This is a genomic window from Vibrio chagasii (assembly GCF_024347355.1).
Taxonomy (GTDB): Bacteria; Pseudomonadota; Gammaproteobacteria; order Enterobacterales; family Vibrionaceae; genus Vibrio; species Vibrio chagasii.
Genome location: NZ_AP025465.1, coordinates 2342548 through 2364403, shown reverse-complemented (window position 1 = coordinate 2364403; position 21856 = coordinate 2342548). Strand labels below are relative to the sequence as shown.

The window sequence follows — 21856 nt, the reverse complement described above, 5'->3', positions numbered from 1 at the left end:
GCTCTGGAGTGGTATTCAATAAACTCGAAACTCAGGCCGTATCATCGGTTACGCGCTCTTATGAGCGTCATTGTTATGTGTATTGGTTATATCTATTTCTGCTGAGCGGTTGAGCAGCTCAGCAGATTTTTGTTGTTAAGCATTAGTCACGCGGGCACGCTCAATAACAGGTTTTTCTGGCTTTGGTTGTTTCGATTTCGCTTGATGATCGATGATGTTTTTCAACGCTATCAAGAAACCAACACCAATAAATGCACCCGGTGGAAGTAGAGCCAGCAAGAAGCTGTTATCAAATTGGAAAATTTCGATTCTTAAGGCTGATGCCCAATCACCAAGCAGCAGATCTGCGCCATCAAATAGGGTGCCATTACCAATGATTTCACGCATTGCGCCCAGTACCACCAATACTGATGTCATACCAAGACCCATCCAGAAGCCATCTTGAGCGGCAGGTAATACTTCATTTTTTGAAGCGAAGGCTTCTGCTCGACCAATGATGATACAGTTGGTTACGATCAGTGGGATGAAGATACCGAGAGATAGGTACAGGCCATAAGCGTAAGCATTCATCAGCAGCTGAACACACGTTACCAGTGATGCAATGATCATCACGAATACTGGAATACGCACTTCTTTTGGCACGTGGTTACGAACCAGAGAAACGGCAACGTTCGAACCGACTAATACAAGTAGCGTGGCAATACCGAGCCCAAGTGCGTTGGTCACCGTTGAAGAGACAGCCAATAGCGGACACAAGCCAAGTAGCTGTACTAGGGCAGGGTTATTGGCCCACATGCCATTTTTGATTAGTGTTTTATGATCACTCATTATTCACCACCGCAATTTAGAGGTTGAGCAAGAAATGCTTGGTTGTTTTGGTTAACGTACTGAACCGCTTGTTTGACAGATTTCACTACCGCTCTAGGGGTAATGGTCGCGCCAGTAAATTGGTCGAAGTCACCACCGTCTTTACGAACCTTCCAACGGTCAAGATTAGAGTCTGTTACTTGTTTACCAGCAAACGAAAGAATCCAATCACTCACACGTAGATCAATCTTATCACCTAATCCTGGAGTTTCTTGGTGGGAAAGTACACGAGTGCCTAAAATAGTACCGTCGATTTTCATACCGACGATCACCTTAATCGCACCGTTATAACCGTCTGGTGCAATTGCCTCGATCGCAATCGCGCTTGGCTCACCATTGATTTTGGCGATGTAAGCGGGCATCGCTTTCTCTGTACCAAGCTCTTCTGCTTGAACCAAAGTACAAGACGAAAACAGTTCGTTGTCGTGAAGATCGTGTGGGATCACCTGGTTAAGTACAGATAGCAACTGAGCCTGTTCTTGCTGTTTGATCTGATCTTTTGTTAGGTAGTGGGTTACGGCCACTAAACCTGTCGATGCACAGGCAAAAATCGCGAGCACAAGGCCGTTTTTCTTAATAGCATTTAGCATGATGTCCGCTCCTTTAGTGGCCGTATGTACGAGGCTTGGTGTAGTAGTCAATCAGTGGAACGCACATATTGGCTAACAATACAGCAAACGCAACGCCATCAGGGAAGCCACCCCAACTGCGGATAATAAACACTAACGCACCAATTAGGGCACCAAACACCAAACGACCTTTAACTGTCGTTGAAGCCGAAACTGGGTCGGTTGCAATAAAGAATGCACCAAGCATAGTCGCGCCAGACAGAAGGTGAATGGTTGGAGAAGCGGTTTCACCAGGAGTGAGCACTAAGAACACTAAACTAAACAGAGTAAGACTGCCGATGAAAGCCACAGGGATATACCATTGAATAACACGTTGCTTAATCAGCACTAAACCGCCGATTAGGTAAGCAAGGTTCACCCACTCCCAGCCTACGCCAGCTAACCAGCTGAATTGCGGTTGAGACAAGGCTTCAGATGCGGTGTTGCCAGCCGTTAATGCCGTTTTGAATGCGTCAAGTGGCGTCGCCATTGTGGTGCCATCAATACCAAGGCGTGCTTGTTGCAGAGACAAACCTTCGTTATTGAAGCCTGTGAATATCATCAAGAATGAGTCAATAAAGCTTGTTGCTTCTGCTGTCAGGCTCGCGGGTGCATTCCAACTCGTCATTTGAACTGGGAATGAAATCAGCAAAACAACGTAAGCAACCATCGCAGGGTTAAATGGGTTCTGTCCTAGGCCGCCGTACAAGTGTTTCGCGATAATAATAGCGAAGAACATACCAATGACGAGGATCCACCACGGAGAGTGTGGAGGAATGGCGACGCTCAGTAGCCAAGCGGTTACAACAGCACTGTAATCACGCAGCGCCATCACTGGCGGACGTTTTCTTAACAGCATTACGGCTGCTTCAAAGATAACAGCAAGTGCAATAGCAAATACTAACTGGATGAGGGTGCCCCATCCAAAGAAGTAGGTTTGAGCTAGTAGACCTGGCAATGCACAAATAGCTACCCATTTCATTAGATCTGGGGTGCTTCTACGACTGTGTGCGTGCGGTGAGCTGGCGATAAAGAAGGCCACTACTCTTTCTCCTCATTGTTCTTTTTATCTAGCTCTTGCTGTGCTTTTCTTGCTTTAGCACGAGCAATAGCGGCAGCAACGGCTGCTTTTTTAGGATCGACTGGCTGTGATTGAGTCTCAGCTACCACTTCAGTCTCTTTTTCGGTTACAGGCTCAGGAGCGATTTCTTGTGCTTCAACCTGTTTAGCTTGCTGAGCTTTTTTCGCTTTAGCACGAGCGATAGCTGCAGCAACAGCAGCTTTCTTCGGATCGACCTGTTCAGATTGAGTATCAGTTTCTACTTCAACTACTGGTTCAGATGTTTCTGCTTGATTAGCTTGCTGTGCTTTTTTTGCTTTAGCACGGGCTATAGCGGCAGCAACGGCGTCTTTCTTAGCATCCCCAGAACTTCCAGCTTCAGTTTCAACTGCAGGTTCAGGAGCTTCGGTTGTTTCTTGGGTCGCTTGCTGTGCTTTCTTAGCCTTAGCGCGAGCGATGGCCGCAGCAACTGCAGCTTTCTTAGGGGCGACTTGCTCCGATTGAGTCTCGGTTTCAACTTCAACCACTGGTTCAGATGTTTCTGCTTGCTTTGCTTGCTGGGCTTTTTTGGCTTTAGCACGAGCGATAGCGGCAGCAACAGCATCTTTCTTGGCATCGCCGGATTTTTCAGCAGGAGCTTCCGCTTGTTGAGCTTTCTTGGCTTTAGCACGAGCAATGGCCGCAGCGACAGCATCTTTCTTAGCATCGCCAGAGCTTTCAACAGGAGCTTCAGAAGCTGATTCCGCTTGCTGTGCTTTCTTCGCTTTAGCACGGGCTATAGCCGCAGCAACAGCATCTTTCTTAGCGTCACCAGAGCTTTCAGCAGGAACTTCAGAAGCAGATTCAGCTTGTTGAGCTTTCTTCGCTTTAGCACGTGCAATTGCTGCAGCAACAGCATCTTTCTTAGCGTCACCAGAGCTTACAGCCGGAGCGTCAGAAGCTGATTCAGCTTGTTGTGCTTTCTTCGCTTTGGCGCGAGCAATTGCAGCTGCAACCGCGTCTTTCTTGCCATCACCTGAGCTTTCTGCAGGAGTATCGGCTGCTGCTTGTTGTGCCTTGCGCTCTCTCGCTTGACGCTTACGCTCTTCACGCAGTTTAGACATTTCTGAGTTGTCTGGTTCAGCGCCTTCTGCTTTCTGAGCTGCAGCTTGTTTCGCTTTTGCCTTTGCAATAGCGGCAGCAACCGCAGGTTTTACTGCTGGCTCTTCATTCGGAGCCTGCTCCGCAGCAGCTTTTTGCGCTTTAACACGAGCAATAGCAGCAGCAATAGCATCATCACCGCCAGATGTTTTCATATCTTTACGGCGGTTATCTGCAGCTTTCTTAAAGCGGTTTTCACGCTCTGCTTTATCACGCTCCATACGAGCGTTCTTCTCTTCAAAGCGAATCTTGGCGCGCTCTGCAGCAGCGGCTTCATCTTTTCGAGTTTTGATTTCAGCTTTTGCTTGGCGATAGTACTGAACAAGAGGGATTTCGCTTGGGCAAACAAATGCACAAGCACCGCATTCAATACAGTCTTTAATATTTAGCTCTTCACACTTGTCCAGCTCATTGGCTTTCGCGTGCCATTGCAGCTGCTGAGGCAGTAGAGAGGCTGGACAAGCTTCGGCACATGCACTGCATCGAATACACTCCATCTCGTAAGTGCTTGGTGCAATCTCACGACGTGTTGGCGCTAAAATACAGTTCGATGTTTTAGTGATCGGCACATTGGCATGTGGCAAGGTAAAGCCCATCATCGGGCCACCCAGAATCAAACGCGGTAGCTTTTTATCGGCTTTATAGCCAAACTCTTCGAGCAACTCGTGTACAGGTGTACCTAATAGTGCCCAAACGTTACGAGGTTGCTTAAAAGTCTTACCGGTTAAAGTCACGATGCGGTTAACTACGGGTTCACCGTCGATTACTGCTCTTTTAATAGAGTAGAGAGAGCCAACGTTCTGAACTAATACACCAATGTCAGCCGGGATGCCGCCAGCAGGAACCTCTTTATTGGTGAGGATCTTAATTAGCTGTTTCTCACCACCTGAAGGATATTTAGTTGGGATCACGCGAATGACGATGTCTTTGTCTTTCGCGGCAACCTCAAGTGCTTTAATTGCCGCTGGCTTGTTGTCTTCGATACCAATCACGGTCAGTTTGGGCTGAAGGATGTGTTCAACTATCTCAATGCCTTTTAACACTTCTTCGGCATGCTCTTGAAGCAACTTGTCATCTGATGTGATGTAAGGTTCACACTCAGCTGCGTTGACGATCAGAATATCAGTACGACCTAGGCCTGACTGGAGCTTTTTCGCAGTAGGGAATCCCGCCCCGCCCATACCTGAAATACCGGCTTGGCGAATCACATCAAGCAGCTCATCTGAGGTTTTCGTTGAAAAGTCTTCAACGGGATTTCTTTCAATCCAAGCGTCTAAGCCATCAGGTTTAATGACCACACTGAGTTCGCTCAAGCCTGAAGGGTGAGCGGTAGTTCTTGGTTCGATAGCAGTAATCACACCTGATGTAGGTGCATGTACCGGCAATGTAAAACCAGTATCTAGAGCCGTTAGTTGTTGGCCTTTCAGTACTGTGTCACCGGCGGCAACCAATAAGTTACCAGGCTTACCGATGTGCTGTTTGACCGGAAGGACGATTTCTTCTGGAAGCCTTGCATGAACGATATCAGTGGTATTGGACTGTTTCTTGTTTTCAGCAGGGTGCACGCCGCCTGGGAAGGTCCAAATAGAGCCCGTGCGAATTTGTTCAATTAAAGAGATCATACTAACCCTATGCCTTAGGCTCTGACGCGGTCGCATCAGTTGCTTGGTTAGTGATATCCGTAACAGGAATGATGTTCATCTGCCATTTCCAATTTTCAGTCGTTGTTGCCACTGGAATCATTTCAATACAGTCAGTAGGGCACGGCGCGACACAAAGATCACAACCAGTACACTCATCTTTAATTACTGTGTGTAGTGCCTTAGTACCACCAACAATGGCGTCAACAGGGCAGGCTTGAATACATTTAGTACAGCCGATACACATATCTTCATGAATGAAGGCAACAGTTTTTACTTTGTTATCTAAGTCGTGAGCGGAGTCTTCAACTTCTACGCCCATTAAGTCTGCTAGCTTCTCAATGGTTGCTTGGCCGCCAGGAGGACATTTATTGATCTTGTCTCCGTTAGCAATCGCCTCTGCGTATGGGCGACAACCTGGGTAGCCACACTGGCCACATTGAGTTTGCGGTAAAATGGTGTCGATTTGATCGACGATAGGATCGGCTTCTACTTTGAAGCGAATAGAGGCGAAGCCCAAAATAGCGCCAAAAACAGCGGCTAAAACAGCTAACGCAATGATCGCAATTAAAATGGTACTCATGCTTATTTCACCAACCCAGTAAAGCCCATGAATGCCAGAGACATTAGGCCTGCTGTGATCATCGCAATCGATGCGCCTTTGAAGGGCATTGGAACATCTGCAACCGCAATACGTTCACGCATTGCAGCAAATAGGATCAGAACAAGAGAGAAACCTACCGCCGCGCCGAAACCATAAACGATAGACTGGATGAAGTTGTGGTTTTCATTGATGTTCAAGAGTGCCACGCCCAATACCGCACAGTTGGTGGTGATAAGGGGCAGGAAAATCCCCAATAGGCGATAAAGAGTGGGGCTGGTTTTGTGAACGACCATTTCCGTAAATTGAACCACGACTGCGATAACCAAGATGAAGCTCATGGTACGCAGGTATTCAATACCCAGAGGGGTAAGGATGTAGGTTTCTACTAGGTATGCAGATACCGACGCTAACGTAAGAACGAAAGTCGTCGCGAGGCCCATACCAATTGCAGTCTCCAGTTTCTTGGAGACTCCCATAAATGGACATAGCCCTAAAAACTTCACTAGCACAAAGTTATTGACCAGCACAGTGCCAACCAACAACAAAAGGTATTCGGTCATAATGGATTAATTCTTGAGATTCCGATCCCGATATTATCCTGTTTTGCTCACCTAATAACAACCAGTGAACGGTGTGGTTTTGTATGTCTGATGGAAATTTATACGCTCAATAGGAGGATAGCAGATCTCATCACAACAAATTAGTTGTTCTGAAGCGTAGAAATGACACGCATGCCAAGGATGGGGTTGGGGTTCTGTATGTCATTTTGGTGAGCAGGGAAATTGACAATTTTAACGGGGTTAGTGTCAAATTTTCTGGTAGCTGGCCAAAAAGGCGTACTCTTGTTGAGCAAATGTACGTATCAGTTTTAGAAAATAATTTCATCACTGAGGATTGGGGGGAAGAGTCAAATCATTTGCCCAAAATGAGTCTCGCATAAGCAAAAACTTAATCTGCGAAGATTAGTTTGTTGTAAATACGATTCTGAGCGAACGTCTAGGCAAAGGTTTTTCCCAGTAAGAGCAAAAGCCAAGAGACATTTATTGTCATTATAAATCGATTTATTAATTAATTTGTAACATTTACTAATAATTGGGTAGGTTCCACTCTCTTTTTTTTATGAAATAGTTATCAAGTTTAGATTGTATGTATTTTAGTTTTTTTTGTTTCATGGCGAAGCATTTTTTATATATAGTTGCTTTTACAAAAAAGTTACTTATTTTGCCTTTTTAAATAACCATTTAGTTAATCCTGTTAACGTTCGGTTAGTGATAAATGGTTGAATGAATCAAGTGACATATGAAAAATTATTTAAATGAATCCAATATTTATCCATGAAATTTATGTTTATATAAATATTATGGTCATTCAGTTTTCAAGGCTAATTTATGTACAAATTAAATAATTGGTTAATTCACCTAGATCACCCGTTAGTGACTGATTTACTCAAAAATGAAGAAAAGCGCATTGGCTATCACGATCATCTTGTGATTCTAATGTTGTGTGAAAACGCTGGGAAAATTAATACAAAAGAAGATTTGTTGAACAGAGCTTGGCCAGGAAAACATGTGTCTGAAGGGTCACTTACACAATCGATTAGCGCGATACGTACTTTGATCGAGGATGATGGGAAGCAACAAAAGTACCTGAAAACGGTCGCTAAGGTTGGTTATAAACTAGAAAGTGAGGCGGTATCGTGTCTAGAAGACAGTGATAGTAAATTAGATAGCCAAGGCCACTTATTAACCGGGGAACCGAGTGGTAAGGCTGAGAGCTTTGAAGAAAGTACCGATAAAAACACACAACATACATTTGGGCGTAATCAACTCTATATTGCATTGGGCCTCGTATTCATTGTGATTGCGGCATTGTTTCCATTGGTGTTTGCTACAAAAGAGCCTAATTTAACGAGTTGGCTTCCACTAACCAAAATGTTTTCTAGCGAAGCGTTAACGGTCTATTGCGATAATGAAGAAGAGGCCAAAGTAGTCGCAAAAGGCGTTACTCCTCTGGTTTCTGAAGAAGTCAAACAAGGTAGGTTAAGCCGATTGATCCTTGCTCACTCTCAAGAAAGCTTATCTATTGTAATCCTCAAGCCATTGGCACCACCTGTCAATTTAGTGGTTTTGTTTGAATCTCCTCAGTCTACGGACGATCTCGTTGGTATGGTTAAGGCGGAGCTTAGTCGTTATGTTTACTAAAAATAAAAGCATTTACTTTCTTCTTTTTTGTCTTTGTTTAATGTTCGCTTCTATTACACACAGCCTACGTTCGAAAAATAATGTTTTGGTCAACTCTACCACCCTTTATATGACAGTAGATGGTGACTATATGGCCACAGAGCACATGGACGTCGTGATCAGTGAGGATAATTTCGAGGCGGTTACGGTTATAAAAGAAGCTGGACTCAATAACACCTTAGGTATTTACACAAAAGGAAAATTCATTCGCAAGAGTGATGGCCTATTTAATGTAAGCTTACGTGAAGAACGCGTTGATCATGGCGATATTGATTTTGAGCATGATGATGACATGCTTGTTTATGATAGATATGTAAAAGCACGAAATAAGTTATCCTTCTTTAAGTCAGTTCAAATACTTGAAGAGCTACCGAACCAATATATGCTTATCATTTCAAATAGCCCTGTAAAGAAAATGGTCGCTGTGAAAATGGAACCACTGCCAATTGCAGACTTTTATGATGACTATTAAGGTTTTAACCATGGTTTGATATTTTTTTTAGGTCTATTTAATTACTATCAATTATATCATTATGGGAGGATGCATCTCAGTTTAATAGGAGATGTACTAACCATGACACGATATCTAATATCAGTTTTTCTAATACTGTTCACATTTACTTTACGAGCTGATGAGAACAGCTCACCTCCCAAGATAATGAATTATAATGTCTATATGCTGGATCATCATCTGGGCATTTTCGTTGGTGGGACTAATCCAAACAAGCGAGCAGAGTTATTGGCGAACTCGTCGATTTTTGATGATATTGACGTGGTTGTATTTAACGAAGTGTTCGATAACCAAGCGAGTCAAATACTTATCGATGCACTCGCTCAGAAGTTTGGATATCTAACGCCCGTTTTGGGGCGCACAAAGAGTGGCTGGGATCATACTGAAGGTTGGCGTTCGACATCTCTTGATGATGGCGGTGTGATTGTATTCAGTAAATATCCAATTGAGTATAAGTCACAAGTGATTTTCAGAGAGGGTTGCGGTGCGGATTGGGCTTCTCAAAAAGGTTTTATACACACCGTCATTAATAAAGGTGGGGAGAGGTATAATGTTATTGGCACTCACGTTCAAGCTGACGATGACACCTGCAACATTTCTCCATCAGTGGTTAGACAAGACCAGTTCGCACAGATAGAGAGTTATGTTTTCAGAGCGAACCGCTCAGCTGACGAAATGTTTTTTATCGCTGGTGACCTAAATGTAGCAAAGGACTCACAAGAGTTTTCCTCAATGCTCGAGACCTTAAATGTATCAGCGCCGACCAACTATGCTGGTGCGCCATACTCATGGGACCCTGCTGTCAATGGTTTAGCTCACGCAAACTACCCAGACTTAAAAGGGCAATTACTAGACTATGTTCTTGTTGAACGTAGTCATAAGCAACCCAAGAACTGGCACAACCAAGTGTTAGATATCGTATCGGATAGAGTTTTTCTGGATGGCACACAGGAGTCATATTACTTTTACGAGTATTCAGACCATTTCCCTGTCGCTGCATTTGAGTATGCGGATAAAAACACGCCAACTCATAGTGTGCGCCCAACCAATAAGCCATATGACGCAATCAGGCTAAAGCATCGATCGACTGGCGAATATGTTTACGCAGATCCAAATGTGTCTAATGGCTGGCTTACCTATGGTCATGATGGAGAGCAATCCAACGCGAAGTTTAAGTTGGACAACTGGCATCCATATATTAGTACTTGTATCCATGACCATGACTATGTACAGATTTCTAGAACAGATGATTATAAAGATTACTATTGGACCTATAGTGGCAGTTCGTATTACACGGCAGATCACGATTCTTCTGACTTCATGAAGATTAGTCGCCTAACAGAATCCGATAGCTGCATCCAGAATGGTGATGTTGTGTATATTTATGATCATGCTCATCATCTCTGGACATCCGCAGACAAATATCTTGAGCCTAGTAAAATGTATATCAAAGGGACTAACGAGCTACCCGTTGGCGACAATGGGCTGTTCATTATTGAGATGGACAACTTTGAATTTTCCGACTGGGAATCGAATCTTACTTATGAATGAACATATTCTGAATGTTGATTTTTATTGAAATTACTTGATTTTCAGTACTATTTGAAGAATTTAGTTTATTATAAATAGTAAATCATTAGAGTGTGTTTAGTTATAGTAAGAGGTGAGCATGGTTAGCGATCACCGCTGTCCAGAGTTCACTAGTATAAGAAAAAAAGGCCACTTTAACGTGGCTTTTTTACATTATAAAAACAATCCACTCAATTTTCGGTTATTAAATGGCTCACTGAATTTTTAAATTCATGATGTGTTGAAATTTGGTTTTTGGCTTTAGTAAGATATTGAATTATGAACTTTGACGGATACTTTGAAAAAATACAAATTCAAATAGAGAAGGTCGATTCGTTAGAAGACCTATTAGTATGGCGGAAGAGAATTAATATAGGTCATTCAGGCCTTTCTTTTCGTACAGAGCAGGGGCGACTTACTTCACATTGTTATCGAAGGTTTAAGGAAGAAGAGTCTAAAATTATCAATCTTAATTTTTCCTGTGATATATGACTGAAATGGTGATTTCACTATTATTCAGGTTATTTCAAAAGCACAATAGATTTTTTTATTACAACTTAATTGCGATTATATTCTTTTCGCTCGTTAATTTTAAAAGGCATCGATATTGATGTTAACGCAATTAAAAGGAACGAGTGATGAAATTAAAACGCTTCAGTTTAAGCTTGATAACAGTATCTATGTTATCTGGCTATGCTAATGCATCTCCTATCCCTGGGATTGATGATGCCTACTTCAAAGGGGCTGATGAGTATGTTGCGTACGATGACCCGGCAACAGCCTGTGATATCTTTAATGCCAAAGTGGAATACATTAACAATCACCTAGAGCAGCAGGGTTTACCTGGAAAAATTGCGAACCTCTGTCAGCATGCAAGAATAGAAGATGGTCAAATTGAAGAGCAATTTATGATCACTTCTCAGAATGGTGCTTATAGCTATGGTAAGGAGAGGTATCAAATTCATGAACAGGTTGATGTCGCACGTACTATCGATTTGTTGATGTTTTCTCAGTCAAATAAGACTAACTATATTATGGCGGTTGACGGCAGTATGAATGTCACGCGCCAAACCCTTGCCGATGGAAGCTATTTTTTCGAGTGGGAAGATGAGAAAGTTGCTCCACATTTTTATTACAGAGAAGGATACTTAGGTCAGATCTTCCATGGTAATTCTCAATTTAATTTCATGTCAGGTGACAATGCCTACAATTGGGCTCACCAGAAAGCCGTTGAAGAGGCACCTAATAATGCGAAAGAGCAATCAAGGCTGACTTGGAAGTACTTGTCTGAAGAGTGTGAAAACGATAAAAACAACGATTACTGTCTCCCTCAAAGCCGACATGGAAATCTGTTTGTGAATCAGCAGAGCTTTCCAAGTTCGAGTAATGTGAACAAAGAGATTTCGTTAGCTGAGAGTACGTCTTATAGCTTTGATATTACAGGCTCTTTTGAAGCGAGTAAATCAGATGGTCCGTCTGCTGGTCTCGGAGTGGGCTTTGGTTTTAGCCAAACCAAAGAATCGAGCCAGACACACAGTATGTTGAATTACACCTCGGTTGATGAAGGTAATGATATCGGTCACTCGGTTATCCAGACTATTAATACAAAAGCTGTGGGAGAAGCTGGGTATTACAGAGATGCTCCATCTGAAGAATTTTGGCATGTAAAGAATGCTGCTGAAATTTGGGGTGAAGACCTGTACCGAGTTTATGATCTGAAGAGCTATGAGACGTGGCAGGAAAACTACACTGCTGATTGGAATACTTGTCGTGATCAAAAGCTGGTATTTGGCAATGCGGTGACGGTTTCGCGCGCTTATCTGAACATGTATGGCAGCAATTGGTCAATTAATGAGAATGAATCAACTTTATACCAAAGAGATTCTAACTACGGCATTACGATCGATACCGATTGCACTATTGACGATAAAGGTCAAACTTTCCGCATTATGAAAGAAACAATTCTTTAGTTATTAGAGGGTAAAGAGAATGAATTTTGTTAAAAGTACTGTTTTTGCTAGTACACTGCTATTGTCTTTGGCTTCTAATGCTGCGAGCCTATCTACCATTGGAACGCAAGATAATGGCGTGTTCAATGAGATGCAGCAACTACAACTGAAGTCTGCTGGAGAGCGAAGCTCTACGAAGTCTGCGGATATCTTTTTTATTAATAGTAATGATGTTCAAGTTGAAGATCTGACTAAAGAGCTACTGAAAGATTTTAACTCTATCGTGATCGTTGGCGACTCATTCAAAAATAAAGACTTGATGATTCAGTTGGTTGGGTTTGGTATCGAGAGAGAGGTGGTAGCTATTACCAATATCCACGACTCATCGAAGCGTCAGATCAATACCTACAGCAAGGGCGATAAAGCTGGCGATGATAAGATTGCAGCTGTGCTAATGGATACGATCGCTCGTCACCTGTAATGCAACACAAATGGGCTCTACTGTTTACCTATTGCTTTTCGGGTAGTCTGTAGTCTCAAAGGTTAACTAAGCCACGGATTCGTTTGTGGCTTTTTTGATCCGCGCTAGACACATCCTACCTTTTCCAGAAATTTGGCTCCCCCTGCGGGACTCGTACGTGGCCGACTAGGTCTGAGACATTAACTTGGAACAAGTTAGTCGCAGTTAAAACGAAAAAAGCTCAATCTTTCGATTGAGCTTTTTCTAGAATTTGGCTCCCCCTGCGGGACTAGAACGCGGGCGGCCAGCTCTGAGACATTGGTTTGGTACAAACCAGTCGCTTTAAAACGTAAAAAGCCGCATCTAGTGATGCGGCTTCTTGAAATTTGGCTCCCCCTGCGGGACTCGAACCTGCGACATACGGATTAACAGTCCGCCGTTCTACCAACTGAACTAAGGGGGAATTGCTTGTTAGCGACGCGAATTTTAATAAGACTCCTTTTTTCTGTCAATAAAAAATCACAGAAAAAAATCAGATAAAAAACTTTACTTTCTTGAACGCCTTATTGGGTTTGGCTTTGCTTTAGTTATCCACCAAAATTGTGGATAAGTGTGTGTGTGAAACTTTAACAACAATAGCTGGGATAAATCTGAAAATGTAAAAATCTGATCTAACTTGATGTATTTAAAGGATAGTTTGCAATTTATTACGATTGTATAACTTTTCTTGATTACAAAGGGAGCAGTAAAACAAGCGGTATTTTTAGATTTTTTGGGGAAAAGTAGTGGATTAAAATTCGAGTAATTTAGCTGAGGAAACTTTGCAGGGGCACGGATAATACCAAGTTCTAAAATTAAAAGCTATAACTGATCTCTAATCTTAAGATGCATTTCTCCAGATAATAGTTGCATCGACACTCCTCATAGAGTGACAATGACCTGATTAAAAAAACAGTATGGAAATGGCGACCTATGAGTAAACTTTTTGATTTGGTATCGGACTACAGTCCGTCCGGTGACCAGCCGACTGCGATTACCCAATTACTAGATGGACTGGATTCCGGTCTCGCACATCAAACTCTATTAGGGGTCACGGGGTCGGGTAAAACCTTTACGCTTGCTAACGTCATTTCCCAATCTCAAAGACCAGCAATCCTATTGGCGCCGAATAAGACGTTGGCTGCTCAACTATATGGTGAGATGAAGTCTTTCTTCCCAAATAACGCCGTCGAGTATTTCGTTTCTTACTATGACTACTACCAACCAGAAGCCTATGTTCCAACCACGGATACATTTATTGAGAAAGATGCGTCTGTAAACGCTCATATTGAGCAAATGAGGCTCTCGGCAACTAAGGCCCTATTAGAAAGAAAGGACGCCATTATCGTTGCGTCTGTGTCCGCTATCTATGGTTTGGGTGATCCTAAATCTTATTTGAAAATGATGCTTCACTTGAGCCGTGGCGAGATCATGGATCAGCGCGATATCTTGCGTCGTTTGGCCGAACTTCAATATTCCAGAAACGACGTTGCTTTTGAGCGTGGTCAGTTTCGTGTTCGTGGTGAAGTGATTGATATCTTTCCGGCTGAATCCGACCAAGACGCAGTACGAATCGAAATGTTTGATGATGAAGTCGACTGTATCAGTATCTTCGACCCGCTAACTGGCGCAATTAAACAAAGAGATTTGCCACGCTTTACGGTTTATCCAAAGACTCACTATGTGACACCGAGAGAAAAAATCCTTGAAGCGATCGAGAACATCAAAGATGAACTGCGAGATCGTGCCCAATACCTTAAGGACAATAACAAACTTCTCGAAGAGCAGCGCATCTCACAAAGAACTCAATTTGATATCGAGATGATGACAGAGCTTGGTTTCTGCTCGGGCATTGAAAACTACTCACGTTACTTGAGTGGTCGTGCTGAAGGTGAAGCGCCTCCAACATTATTCGACTATTTGCCTGATGATGGTCTGCTGATCATTGATGAGTCACACGTTACCGTGCCGCAAATCGGTGCGATGTATAAAGGTGACCGCTCTCGTAAGGAGACCTTGGTTGAATTTGGCTTCCGTCTACCGTCTGCGTTAGACAACCGACCAATGAAGTTCGATGAGTTTGAATCGATTGCTCCACAAACGATTTTCGTCTCAGCAACGCCTGGAAACTACGAGCTTGAGAAATCAGATGGCGAGATTGCCGATCAAGTGGTTCGTCCTACTGGTTTGTTAGACCCAATTATTGAAGTAAGACCTGTTGCAACTCAGGTTGATGACTTATTGTCTGAAATCAGAATCCGTTCAGCGAAAGAAGAGCGTGTTTTGGTGACTACGTTGACTAAGCGAATGGCGGAAGACTTAACAGAATATCTAACAGAACATGGTGTTAAAGTGCGTTATTTACACTCGGATATTGATACGGTTGAGCGTGTCGAGATCATCCGAGATCTACGTCTGGGTGAGTTCGACGTGTTAGTGGGCATTAACTTACTTCGAGAAGGTTTGGATATGCCTGAAGTATCGCTGGTGGCGATTCTTGATGCAGACAAAGAGGGCTTCCTACGTTCTGAACGATCTCTTATCCAAACCATTGGTCGTGCGGCGCGTAACCTTGAAGGTAAAGCGATCTTATACGGTGACTCGATTACTAAGTCGATGAAAAAAGCGATTGATGAAACCGACCGTCGTAGAGAGAAACAGCAGGCTTACAACGAAGAGCAGGGCATAACGCCGCAAGCGCTTAAGCGTAATATCAAAGACATTATGGAACTGGGTGACATTACCAAGTCGAAGCAACAGCGCCAATCTAAACAGGTGCCATTGTCTAAGGTGGCAGAGCCTTCACAGAGCTATGCTGTGCTGACGCCACAACAACTCGATAAAGAGATCAGTAAGCTGGAAGCGGCGATGTACCAACATGCTCAAAACTTGGAGTTTGAATTGGCAGCGCAGAAACGCGATGAAATTGAACAGCTGAGAAAGCAGTTTATAACCAATAGCTAAATGTTACTTATTATTGGCTCAACCTCCCTCTTGCTCGTGTTCTAGACAAAAAATAGCCAGTAGGAAATGTTCTACTGGCTTACGTTTGTGAACACTAAGTCCACTAACAACGTCAGTTGGCTAGGTGACCCGAAGGTCAATTACACAACTGCATCGTTCATGCCACATAGATAAAACATTGATTGTTTGAAGTCGGTATAGAAATACAATACAAATATTGTGGCTAATTTGCATAATGCAAAGCGGAATGCGACTATAATAAGAAATGCAAATTATAAATGGCTAGGATATGCAATCAAAAACGCTAGATAACAAATCAAAGTATTTGTTGATGGTAGAGGATACCGCCTCGGTAGCAGCTTTGTACCGCTCGTATCTTACACCGCTGGAAATTGATATCAACATTGTCGGCACCGGCCGCGATGCAATTGAGAGTTTGAATCATCGAATCCCTGACCTAATTTTATTAGATTTACGTCTACCTGATATGACGGGTATGGACGTGCTATTTGCGGTTAAACAAAAGTACCCTGAGGTGCCTGTTATCTTCATGACAGCTCACGGTTCGATTGATACTGCAGTTGAAGCTATGCGTCATGGTTCTCAAGACTTCCTTATCAAACCGTGTGAAGCCGACCGTCTACGTATTACGGTCAACAACGCAATACGCAAAGCGACGAAATTAAAGAATAGTTCAGAGCACCCTGGAAATCAGAACTATCAAGGTTTCATCGGTAGTAGCCAAACTATGCAGCAGGTGTATCGAACTATTGACTCTGCCGCATCAAGTAAAGCGAGTATTTTCATAACCGGTGAAAGTGGTACCGGTAAAGAGGTGTGTGCAGAAGCGATTCATGCTGCGAGTAAGCGTGGCGATAAACCGTTTATCGCCATTAACTGTGCGGCGATTCCCAAGGACTTGATTGAAAGTGAACTGTTTGGTCACGTGAAAGGGGCATTTACAGGGGCGGCAACAGACCGTCAAGGCGCGGCTGAGCTAGCTGATGGAGGCACCTTGTTCCTTGACGAGCTTTGTGAGATGGACCTTGAACTGCAAACCAAGCTTCTGCGTTTTATTCAGACAGGCACCTTCCAAAAAGTAGGTTCGTCGAAGATGAAGAGTGTCGACGTTCGTTTTGTTTGTGCGACCAACCGCGATCCTTGGAAAGAAGTTCAAGAAGGGCGCTTTAGAGAAGATTTATACTATCGTTTGTATGTAATTCCTCTGCACTTGCCGCCATTGCGTGAGCGTGGTGAAGATGTAATCGAGATTGCATACTCACTGCTAGGTTACATGTCAGTGGAAGAGGGTAAAGCGTTTGTGCGTTTTGCTCAGGAAGTGCTGGATCGTTTTAATCAATATGAGTGGCCGGGTAACGTTCGTCAGCTGCAAAACGTATTGCGAAATGTTGTGGTATTGAACAATGGTAAAGAGATTACGCTCAACATGTTGCCGCCACCACTAAACCAGCCAATTGAAAACAGTCTACGTTTGAAAGAGAAGCAGAGTGAAGACATCACAGTTAAGGATATTTTCCCGCTGTGGATCACTGAAAAAACAGCCATCGAGCAGGCCATCAAAGCGTGTGATGGCAACATTCCAAGAGCAGCTGGTTTCTTGGATGTAAGTCCATCGACCATCTACCGTAAATTGCAAGCGTGGAATGCAAAGCAGTAATCACCAAACGAAAAGAAATAACAATGACCAAAGTATTGAATCAACAAAAAGTTGATGAGCTTGCCGGTGAAATAGGGCAAGAGAATGTTCCGGTGTTACTGGAGATCTTTTTAGGAGAATTAAAAGGCTACTATGAGCACCTAGAGATAAATAAAGAGTCGGATACCTCCAAGTATCTGGCGGATATTAGCCATGCTCTAAAGAGCAGCGCTGCCAGCTTTGGTGCTGACTCCTTGTGCAGTTTCGCGATTGATTTAGACAGTAAAGTGAAACAGTCTCTGCCTATTACCGATGGTGATTTTGAAGATATGCAGTCACTACTGCTTTCGACATACACAGAATATCAGCAGTTGATGACGGATCTCTAAAGCAGAGAATTACTATATAAACTAAAAAAGGAGCGTAATGCTCCTTTTTTAGTTTCTGTTGTTTGAGCTGGCTTGTGGTTTAAGCCAACTGAGCTTCGATCGCTTGTTGTAACTTCACTCGGTCATGGCGCCAGTCTCGGTTGGCCGACGCAAGATCAGTGGTGACACAATTCCATTGTCCTTCAAGTTCAGGGTGAGGCTCATTACCAAGAATAATGTCTATCTTGCGTGCCTTGCAGGTACGTTCACACCACTCAAGCTGTTCTTGAAGTGTCATTTTCCCGGCAGGACCATGCTCTGGCGATAAGTTTTCGACGAAGATAAGCTTAGCACGGGTATTTTCGGAAATAGCTTTACCAATCTCTGGGAGCAGAAGTGGTGGCATCACACTGGTCAAAAAGCTCCCTGGTCCAAGAACGATGCAGTCCGCTTGCTCAACTGCAGCAACGGCTTCTTTAGTTGCTGGCACTTCCGGCGACAAGTCCATCATGCGTAGCTTTTCTGTCATGTCATCCACATTGGTTTCACCTGTTACCCAGCGCCCATCCATAGATAGGGCGGTAAGGTCTGACGGGTGTTCGGTCATAGGGACGATATTGACATCGACCTTGAGCATATTTCGGATCAGGTTAATCGCTTCTAATGGACGAACCGAGAGGTTGTCTAGTGCGGTCAGCATCAGATTACCCAAGTTATGACCGTCGAGTTCACCTTGACCGCGAAAACGGTATTCAAACATCATCGAGCTGATTGACGGCTCAGTGATTAATTGATTGATGCAGTTACGAGTATCACCCCATGCGATACCACCTTGGCAATCTCGAATTCGTCCGGTTGAACCACCGTTATCTGTTGTAGCAACAATGCCCGTGGCGTTACTACCGAAATCTTTTAATGCCGCCAACATGCGACCTAAGCCATGGCCGCCACCGATTGCGACCACCTTCTTTGAAGTGTAAATATTCATTTTTTATTCTTGTTAGATTATTACCAACTATAATTTAGGTTAAATGCTTCTTGTCAGATACTCAACAAGAGTTATTTTGAGCGTTTGATACGTTTTTTTTGCCAATGTGACCCGTTTTTTGTCATCAAAGCTAGATTCACGTACAAATATTAAGTATTTTATTACCCAGCTACTGCGCGTGTGAATATAACGTGCGGTTGCCATAACTCCGAGCTCTCGTATGCTAAGTCGCACAGTGGTATTTGCTGTACCGATACGCATCAAGAGCCAGTGACATGTTGTCACAAGGGCTTAATTGGAAATGATTATGCCTCCCGTGTTTGGAAAGGTGTTCCGTGGCGCAACAATTCGAAGATAGATTCCATCGCAAGTTTTATTACTTGCGCTTGTCGGTTACAGACGTCTGTAACTTTAAATGTACTTACTGCTTGCCAGATGGCTACAAACCGTCAGGGCAAAAAAACTCGTCTTTTTTAAGTGTCCCTGAGATCAAACGTGTCGTTAAAGCGTTTGCAGATTGTGGCACCTCAAAGATCCGCATTACAGGCGGAGAGCCGAGCCTGCGTAAAGACTTCCCCGAAATTATTCAAACCGTTGCCAACACTCCAGGTATCAAAAAAGTTGCTACAACAACTAACGGCTACCGCATGGAGAAACAAGTAGGGCAGTGGCGTGATGCTGGTTTAACTCACATTAACGTAAGCGTAGATAGCTTAGATCCGCGCATGTTCCATCAGATTACTGGTGAGAATAAGTTTACTGAGGTAATGCGAGGCATTGATAAAGCGTTTGAGGTTGGCTTTGAACAAGTCAAAGTAAACGTAGTATTGATGAAAGACCTCAATAGCCAAGAGTTGCCTGCCTTCCTTAACTGGATCAAAGACAAACCGATCCAACTGCGTTTTATTGAGCTGATGAAAACTGGCGAGATGGACGAGTTGTTTGATAAACATCATGTGTCAGGTGTCGCGATTCGTAACCAACTTATTGCTAATGGTTGGTTGCTTAAAGTGAGAGCCGTTAATGATGGCCCTGCGCAAGTGTTCGTTCACCCAGATTACAAGGGTGAAATTGGTTTGATCATGCCTTACGAGAAAGACTTTTGTGAGAGCTGTAACCGACTGCGCGTTTCTGCGACCGGTAAACTTCACTTATGTCTGTTTGGCGATCACGGTGTTGAACTGAGAGATTTGATTCAAGAAGATCAACAAGAGCAAGAGCTCATCGATCGAATACAGGCTCAGCTACAAACCAAGTCCGTTAGCCACTTCTTACATGATGGCAACAGCGGCATGACTCCAAACTTGGCGTCAATCGGCGGTTAACCCGCACACACTCAAGCGTATTTTATCGCTCAGCTTATTTAAGCTGGGCGAATCAGTCTAATTTTATATAGGTGAACAAATGGGTCACGCAGAAAGCAAATTTCAAGCAGCAAACATCGCAGTACTAACAGTTTCAGATACACGTACAGAAGAAAACGATACGTCAGGTGGTTACTTAGCTGAAAATGCTAAAGAAGCAGGCCACAACGTAGTTGATAAGCAAATCGTTATTGACGACATGTACAAGATCCGTGCGATCGTATCTAAATGGATTGCTGACGAAAGCGTACAAGCGATCATGATCACTGGCGGTACAGGCTTCACATCTCGTGACAGCACGCCTGAAGCGCTTAAGCCACTATTCGACAAAGAAGTTGAAGGCTTTGGTGAGCTATTCCGTCAAGTATCTTACGAAGAGATCGGTACATCGACAATTCAATCTCGCGCAATTGCGGGCTTTGCTAACCACACGGTTATTTTTGCAATGCCAGGCTCTACCGGTGCTTGTCGCACGGGTTGGACTAAGATCATCAAGCAACAGATGGATGCTAGCCACCGCCCTTGTAACTTCATGCCACACCTTTCTGTATAAGGCGGTTTGAGTATGAGCCAATTTACACACATTAACGCGTCTGGCGAAGCGAACATGGTCGATGTATCGGCTAAGGCTGAAACGGTACGTGAAGCGAGAGCAGAAGCGTTCGTGCAAATGTCTGCTGAAACGCTGCAACTGATTGTCTCTGGTAGACACCACAAGGGTGATGTTTTTGCCACGGCACGTATTGCGGGTATTCAAGCGGCTAAGAAGACGTGGGATCTGATTCCGCTTTGTCACCCTCTACTATTAACGAAAGTAGAAGTGCAGCTTGAGGCTATCGAGTCTGAAAACAAGGTTCGTATCGAATCTGTTTGTAAGCTTGCTGGTAAGACGGGCGTAGAAATGGAAGCGCTAACGGCAGCTTCAGTTGCTGCGCTAACCATTTACGATATGTGTAAAGCTGTTCAGAAGGATATCGTTATCGAGAATGTACGTCTGCTAGAGAAGACAGGTGGTAAATCTGGTCACTTCAAGGTGGAATCATGATTACAGTACTTTTCTTTGCTCAAACTCGTGAACTTGTTGGTGTGGACAGCGTCGAAGTGGATGCACAGTTTAAGACGATTGAAGCGATTCGCAGTCATCTTGTGACACAAGAAGGTAAATGGGATATTGCTTTGGAAGAGGGCAAACTTCTGGCAGCTCTTAACCAATCTATCGTACCTCTGACAACTGAAGTGAAAGACGGCGACGAAGTAGCATTCTTCCCACCAGTGACTGGAGGCTAAGCATGGACCCAAGAGTATTAGTGACAGCCGAGGACTTCTCGGTAGGCGAAGAATACGACTACTTGGCTCAAGGTACAGCTGCCGGAGCGATTGTGACGTTCGTTGGTAAAGTTCGCGACATGAACTTGGGCGACAACGTGATTGGTTTGTCTCTGGAGCATTACCCTGGAATGACAGAGAAGTCGTTGAGCGAGATTTGTGATCAAGCCGAAGCGCGCTGGCCTATCCAGAAGATGCGAGTTATCCACCGCGTGGGTGATCTCGATATCGGTGACCAGATTGTTTACGTTGGTGTATCAAGTGCACACCGTGGTGCCGCCTTTGAAGCGTGTGAGTTTGTGATGGATTTCTTAAAAACGAAAGCGCCGTTTTGGAAAAAGGAAAGAACGACAGAAACGACTCGTTGGGTTGATTCTCGCGATTCGGATGCAAAAGCGGCAGAACGCTGGATGAAGTAAGCAATCAAGTGGCAGGTTTTGTCATGATGTTTGTGAAATGAAGGTCAACCTTGAGGTTGGCTTTTTTTTGTACTCTAAAAATA

20 protein-coding genes, 1 tRNA gene and 1 riboswitch are annotated in these 21856 nt (G+C 43.7%); of the genes, 13 read left to right on the top strand and 8 right to left on the bottom strand.

From position 1 onward, the window contains the following. Positions 1 to 135: 135 nt before the first annotated feature. Genes OCV52_RS10735 through rsxA form a run of 6 tightly spaced genes read right to left on the bottom strand, consistent with a single transcriptional unit; the run spans position 136 to position 6479 of the window. On the bottom strand, positions 136 to 828 hold the full coding sequence (locus tag OCV52_RS10735) for an electron transport complex subunit E (RefSeq protein WP_004741694.1): 693 nt from the start codon (positions 826 to 828) through the stop codon (positions 136 to 138). Continuing rightward, positions 828 to 1457: an electron transport complex subunit RsxG gene (rsxG, locus tag OCV52_RS10730; RefSeq protein ID WP_137408071.1), complete on the bottom strand. Its 630-nt coding sequence runs from the start codon at positions 1455 to 1457 to the stop codon at positions 828 to 830. Before rsxG ends, OCV52_RS10735 begins: the two co-directional genes overlap by 1 nt. A gap of 13 nt (positions 1458 to 1470) precedes the next feature. Beyond that, positions 1471 to 2517, bottom strand: coding sequence for an electron transport complex subunit RsxD (gene rsxD, locus OCV52_RS10725; RefSeq protein WP_137408072.1), 1047 nt, complete (start codon positions 2515 to 2517; stop codon positions 1471 to 1473). Next, positions 2517 to 5297 (bottom strand): electron transport complex subunit RsxC, encoded by a 2781-nt coding sequence (rsxC, locus tag OCV52_RS10720; RefSeq protein WP_137408073.1) that lies wholly within the window; start codon positions 5295 to 5297, stop codon positions 2517 to 2519. Before rsxC ends, rsxD begins: the two co-directional genes overlap by 1 nt. A 7-nt stretch (positions 5298 to 5304) precedes the next feature. Then, positions 5305 to 5898, bottom strand: a complete 594-nt coding sequence (gene rsxB / locus OCV52_RS10715; protein ID WP_004734040.1) for an electron transport complex subunit RsxB — start codon at positions 5896 to 5898, stop codon at positions 5305 to 5307. 2 nt (positions 5899 to 5900) lie between these two features. Beyond that, entirely contained in the window at positions 5901 to 6479 is a 579-nt protein-coding gene (gene rsxA / locus OCV52_RS10710) for an electron transport complex subunit RsxA (RefSeq protein WP_004737335.1), read from the bottom strand. Positions 6480 to 7307: 828 nt separating this feature from the next. Between rsxA and OCV52_RS10705 the strand changes: the two genes are divergently transcribed. From OCV52_RS10705 to OCV52_RS10685, 5 genes are all read left to right on the top strand, one after another. Continuing rightward, a complete protein-coding gene (locus OCV52_RS10705) occupies positions 7308 to 8120 on the top strand; it encodes a winged helix-turn-helix domain-containing protein (RefSeq protein ID WP_137408074.1) in 813 nt (270 codons plus the stop codon). A 130-nt stretch (positions 8121 to 8250) separates the two neighbouring features. Beyond that, positions 8251 to 8631 (top strand): hypothetical protein, encoded by a 381-nt coding sequence (locus OCV52_RS10700; protein WP_233090427.1) that lies wholly within the window; start codon positions 8251 to 8253, stop codon positions 8629 to 8631. A gap of 204 nt (positions 8632 to 8835) precedes the next feature. Beyond that, complete coding sequence (gene sph / locus OCV52_RS10695; RefSeq protein ID WP_233090429.1) at positions 8836 to 10221, top strand: sphingomyelin phosphodiesterase; 1386 nt, start codon at positions 8836 to 8838, stop codon at positions 10219 to 10221. A gap of 656 nt (positions 10222 to 10877) precedes the next feature. Further along, positions 10878 to 12209: an excinuclease ABC subunit B gene (locus tag OCV52_RS10690; protein WP_137408078.1), complete on the top strand. Its 1332-nt coding sequence runs from the start codon at positions 10878 to 10880 to the stop codon at positions 12207 to 12209. Positions 12210 to 12228: 19 nt separating this feature from the next. After that, entirely contained in the window at positions 12229 to 12669 is a 441-nt protein-coding gene (locus OCV52_RS10685) for a hypothetical protein (RefSeq protein WP_137408079.1), read from the top strand. A gap of 366 nt (positions 12670 to 13035) precedes the next feature. On the opposite strand, the gene OCV52_RS10680 is transcribed toward OCV52_RS10685, so the two are convergent. Next, a tRNA-Asn gene (locus OCV52_RS10680) sits at positions 13036 to 13111 on the bottom strand. A gap of 509 nt (positions 13112 to 13620) precedes the next feature. Between OCV52_RS10680 and uvrB the strand changes: the two genes are divergently transcribed. The 3 genes from uvrB to luxU all read left to right on the top strand — a co-directional run bounded on the left by uvrB (position 13621) and on the right by luxU (position 17697). Next, on the top strand, positions 13621 to 15651 hold the full coding sequence (gene uvrB / locus OCV52_RS10675; RefSeq protein ID WP_137408080.1) for an excinuclease ABC subunit UvrB: 2031 nt from the start codon (positions 13621 to 13623) through the stop codon (positions 15649 to 15651). Between the two features lie 289 nt (positions 15652 to 15940). Then, positions 15941 to 17329, top strand: coding sequence for a quorum-sensing sigma-54 dependent transcriptional regulator LuxO (gene luxO, locus OCV52_RS10670; protein ID WP_032553998.1), 1389 nt, complete (start codon positions 15941 to 15943; stop codon positions 17327 to 17329). A 23-nt stretch (positions 17330 to 17352) separates the two neighbouring features. Then, positions 17353 to 17697, top strand: a complete 345-nt coding sequence (gene luxU / locus OCV52_RS10665) for a quorum-sensing phosphorelay protein LuxU (protein ID WP_061033803.1) — start codon at positions 17353 to 17355, stop codon at positions 17695 to 17697. Between the two features lie 79 nt (positions 17698 to 17776). Here luxU and OCV52_RS10660 read toward each other — a convergent pair whose 3' ends face one another. After that, positions 17777 to 18664, bottom strand: a complete 888-nt coding sequence (locus OCV52_RS10660) for a YvcK family protein (protein WP_102426541.1) — start codon at positions 18662 to 18664, stop codon at positions 17777 to 17779. 194 nt (positions 18665 to 18858) lie between these two features. Next, a riboswitch (molybdenum cofactor riboswitch) is annotated at positions 18859 to 19011 on the top strand. On the opposite strand from OCV52_RS10660, the gene moaA reads away from it, so the two are divergent. From moaA to moaE, 5 genes are all read left to right on the top strand, one after another. Further along, positions 19000 to 19989, top strand: coding sequence for a GTP 3',8-cyclase MoaA (moaA, locus tag OCV52_RS10655; RefSeq protein WP_004737343.1), 990 nt, complete (start codon positions 19000 to 19002; stop codon positions 19987 to 19989). Its footprint overlaps the riboswitch before it by 12 nt. A 79-nt stretch (positions 19990 to 20068) precedes the next feature. Further along, positions 20069 to 20581, top strand: coding sequence for a molybdenum cofactor biosynthesis protein B (gene moaB / locus OCV52_RS10650; RefSeq protein ID WP_004737344.1), 513 nt, complete (start codon positions 20069 to 20071; stop codon positions 20579 to 20581). A gap of 12 nt (positions 20582 to 20593) precedes the next feature. Further along, the gene (moaC, locus tag OCV52_RS10645) at positions 20594 to 21073 is read left to right on the top strand and encodes a cyclic pyranopterin monophosphate synthase MoaC (RefSeq protein WP_137408081.1); all 480 of its coding nucleotides are present in this window, start codon (positions 20594 to 20596) and stop codon (positions 21071 to 21073) included. Next, a complete protein-coding gene (moaD, locus tag OCV52_RS10640; RefSeq protein WP_004737346.1) occupies positions 21070 to 21315 on the top strand; it encodes a molybdopterin synthase sulfur carrier subunit in 246 nt (81 codons plus the stop codon). Before moaC ends, moaD begins: the two co-directional genes overlap by 4 nt. A gap of 2 nt (positions 21316 to 21317) precedes the next feature. Then, positions 21318 to 21773: a molybdopterin synthase catalytic subunit MoaE gene (gene moaE / locus OCV52_RS10635; protein ID WP_137408082.1), complete on the top strand. Its 456-nt coding sequence runs from the start codon at positions 21318 to 21320 to the stop codon at positions 21771 to 21773. The last annotated feature ends 83 nt before the right edge of the window (positions 21774 to 21856 follow it).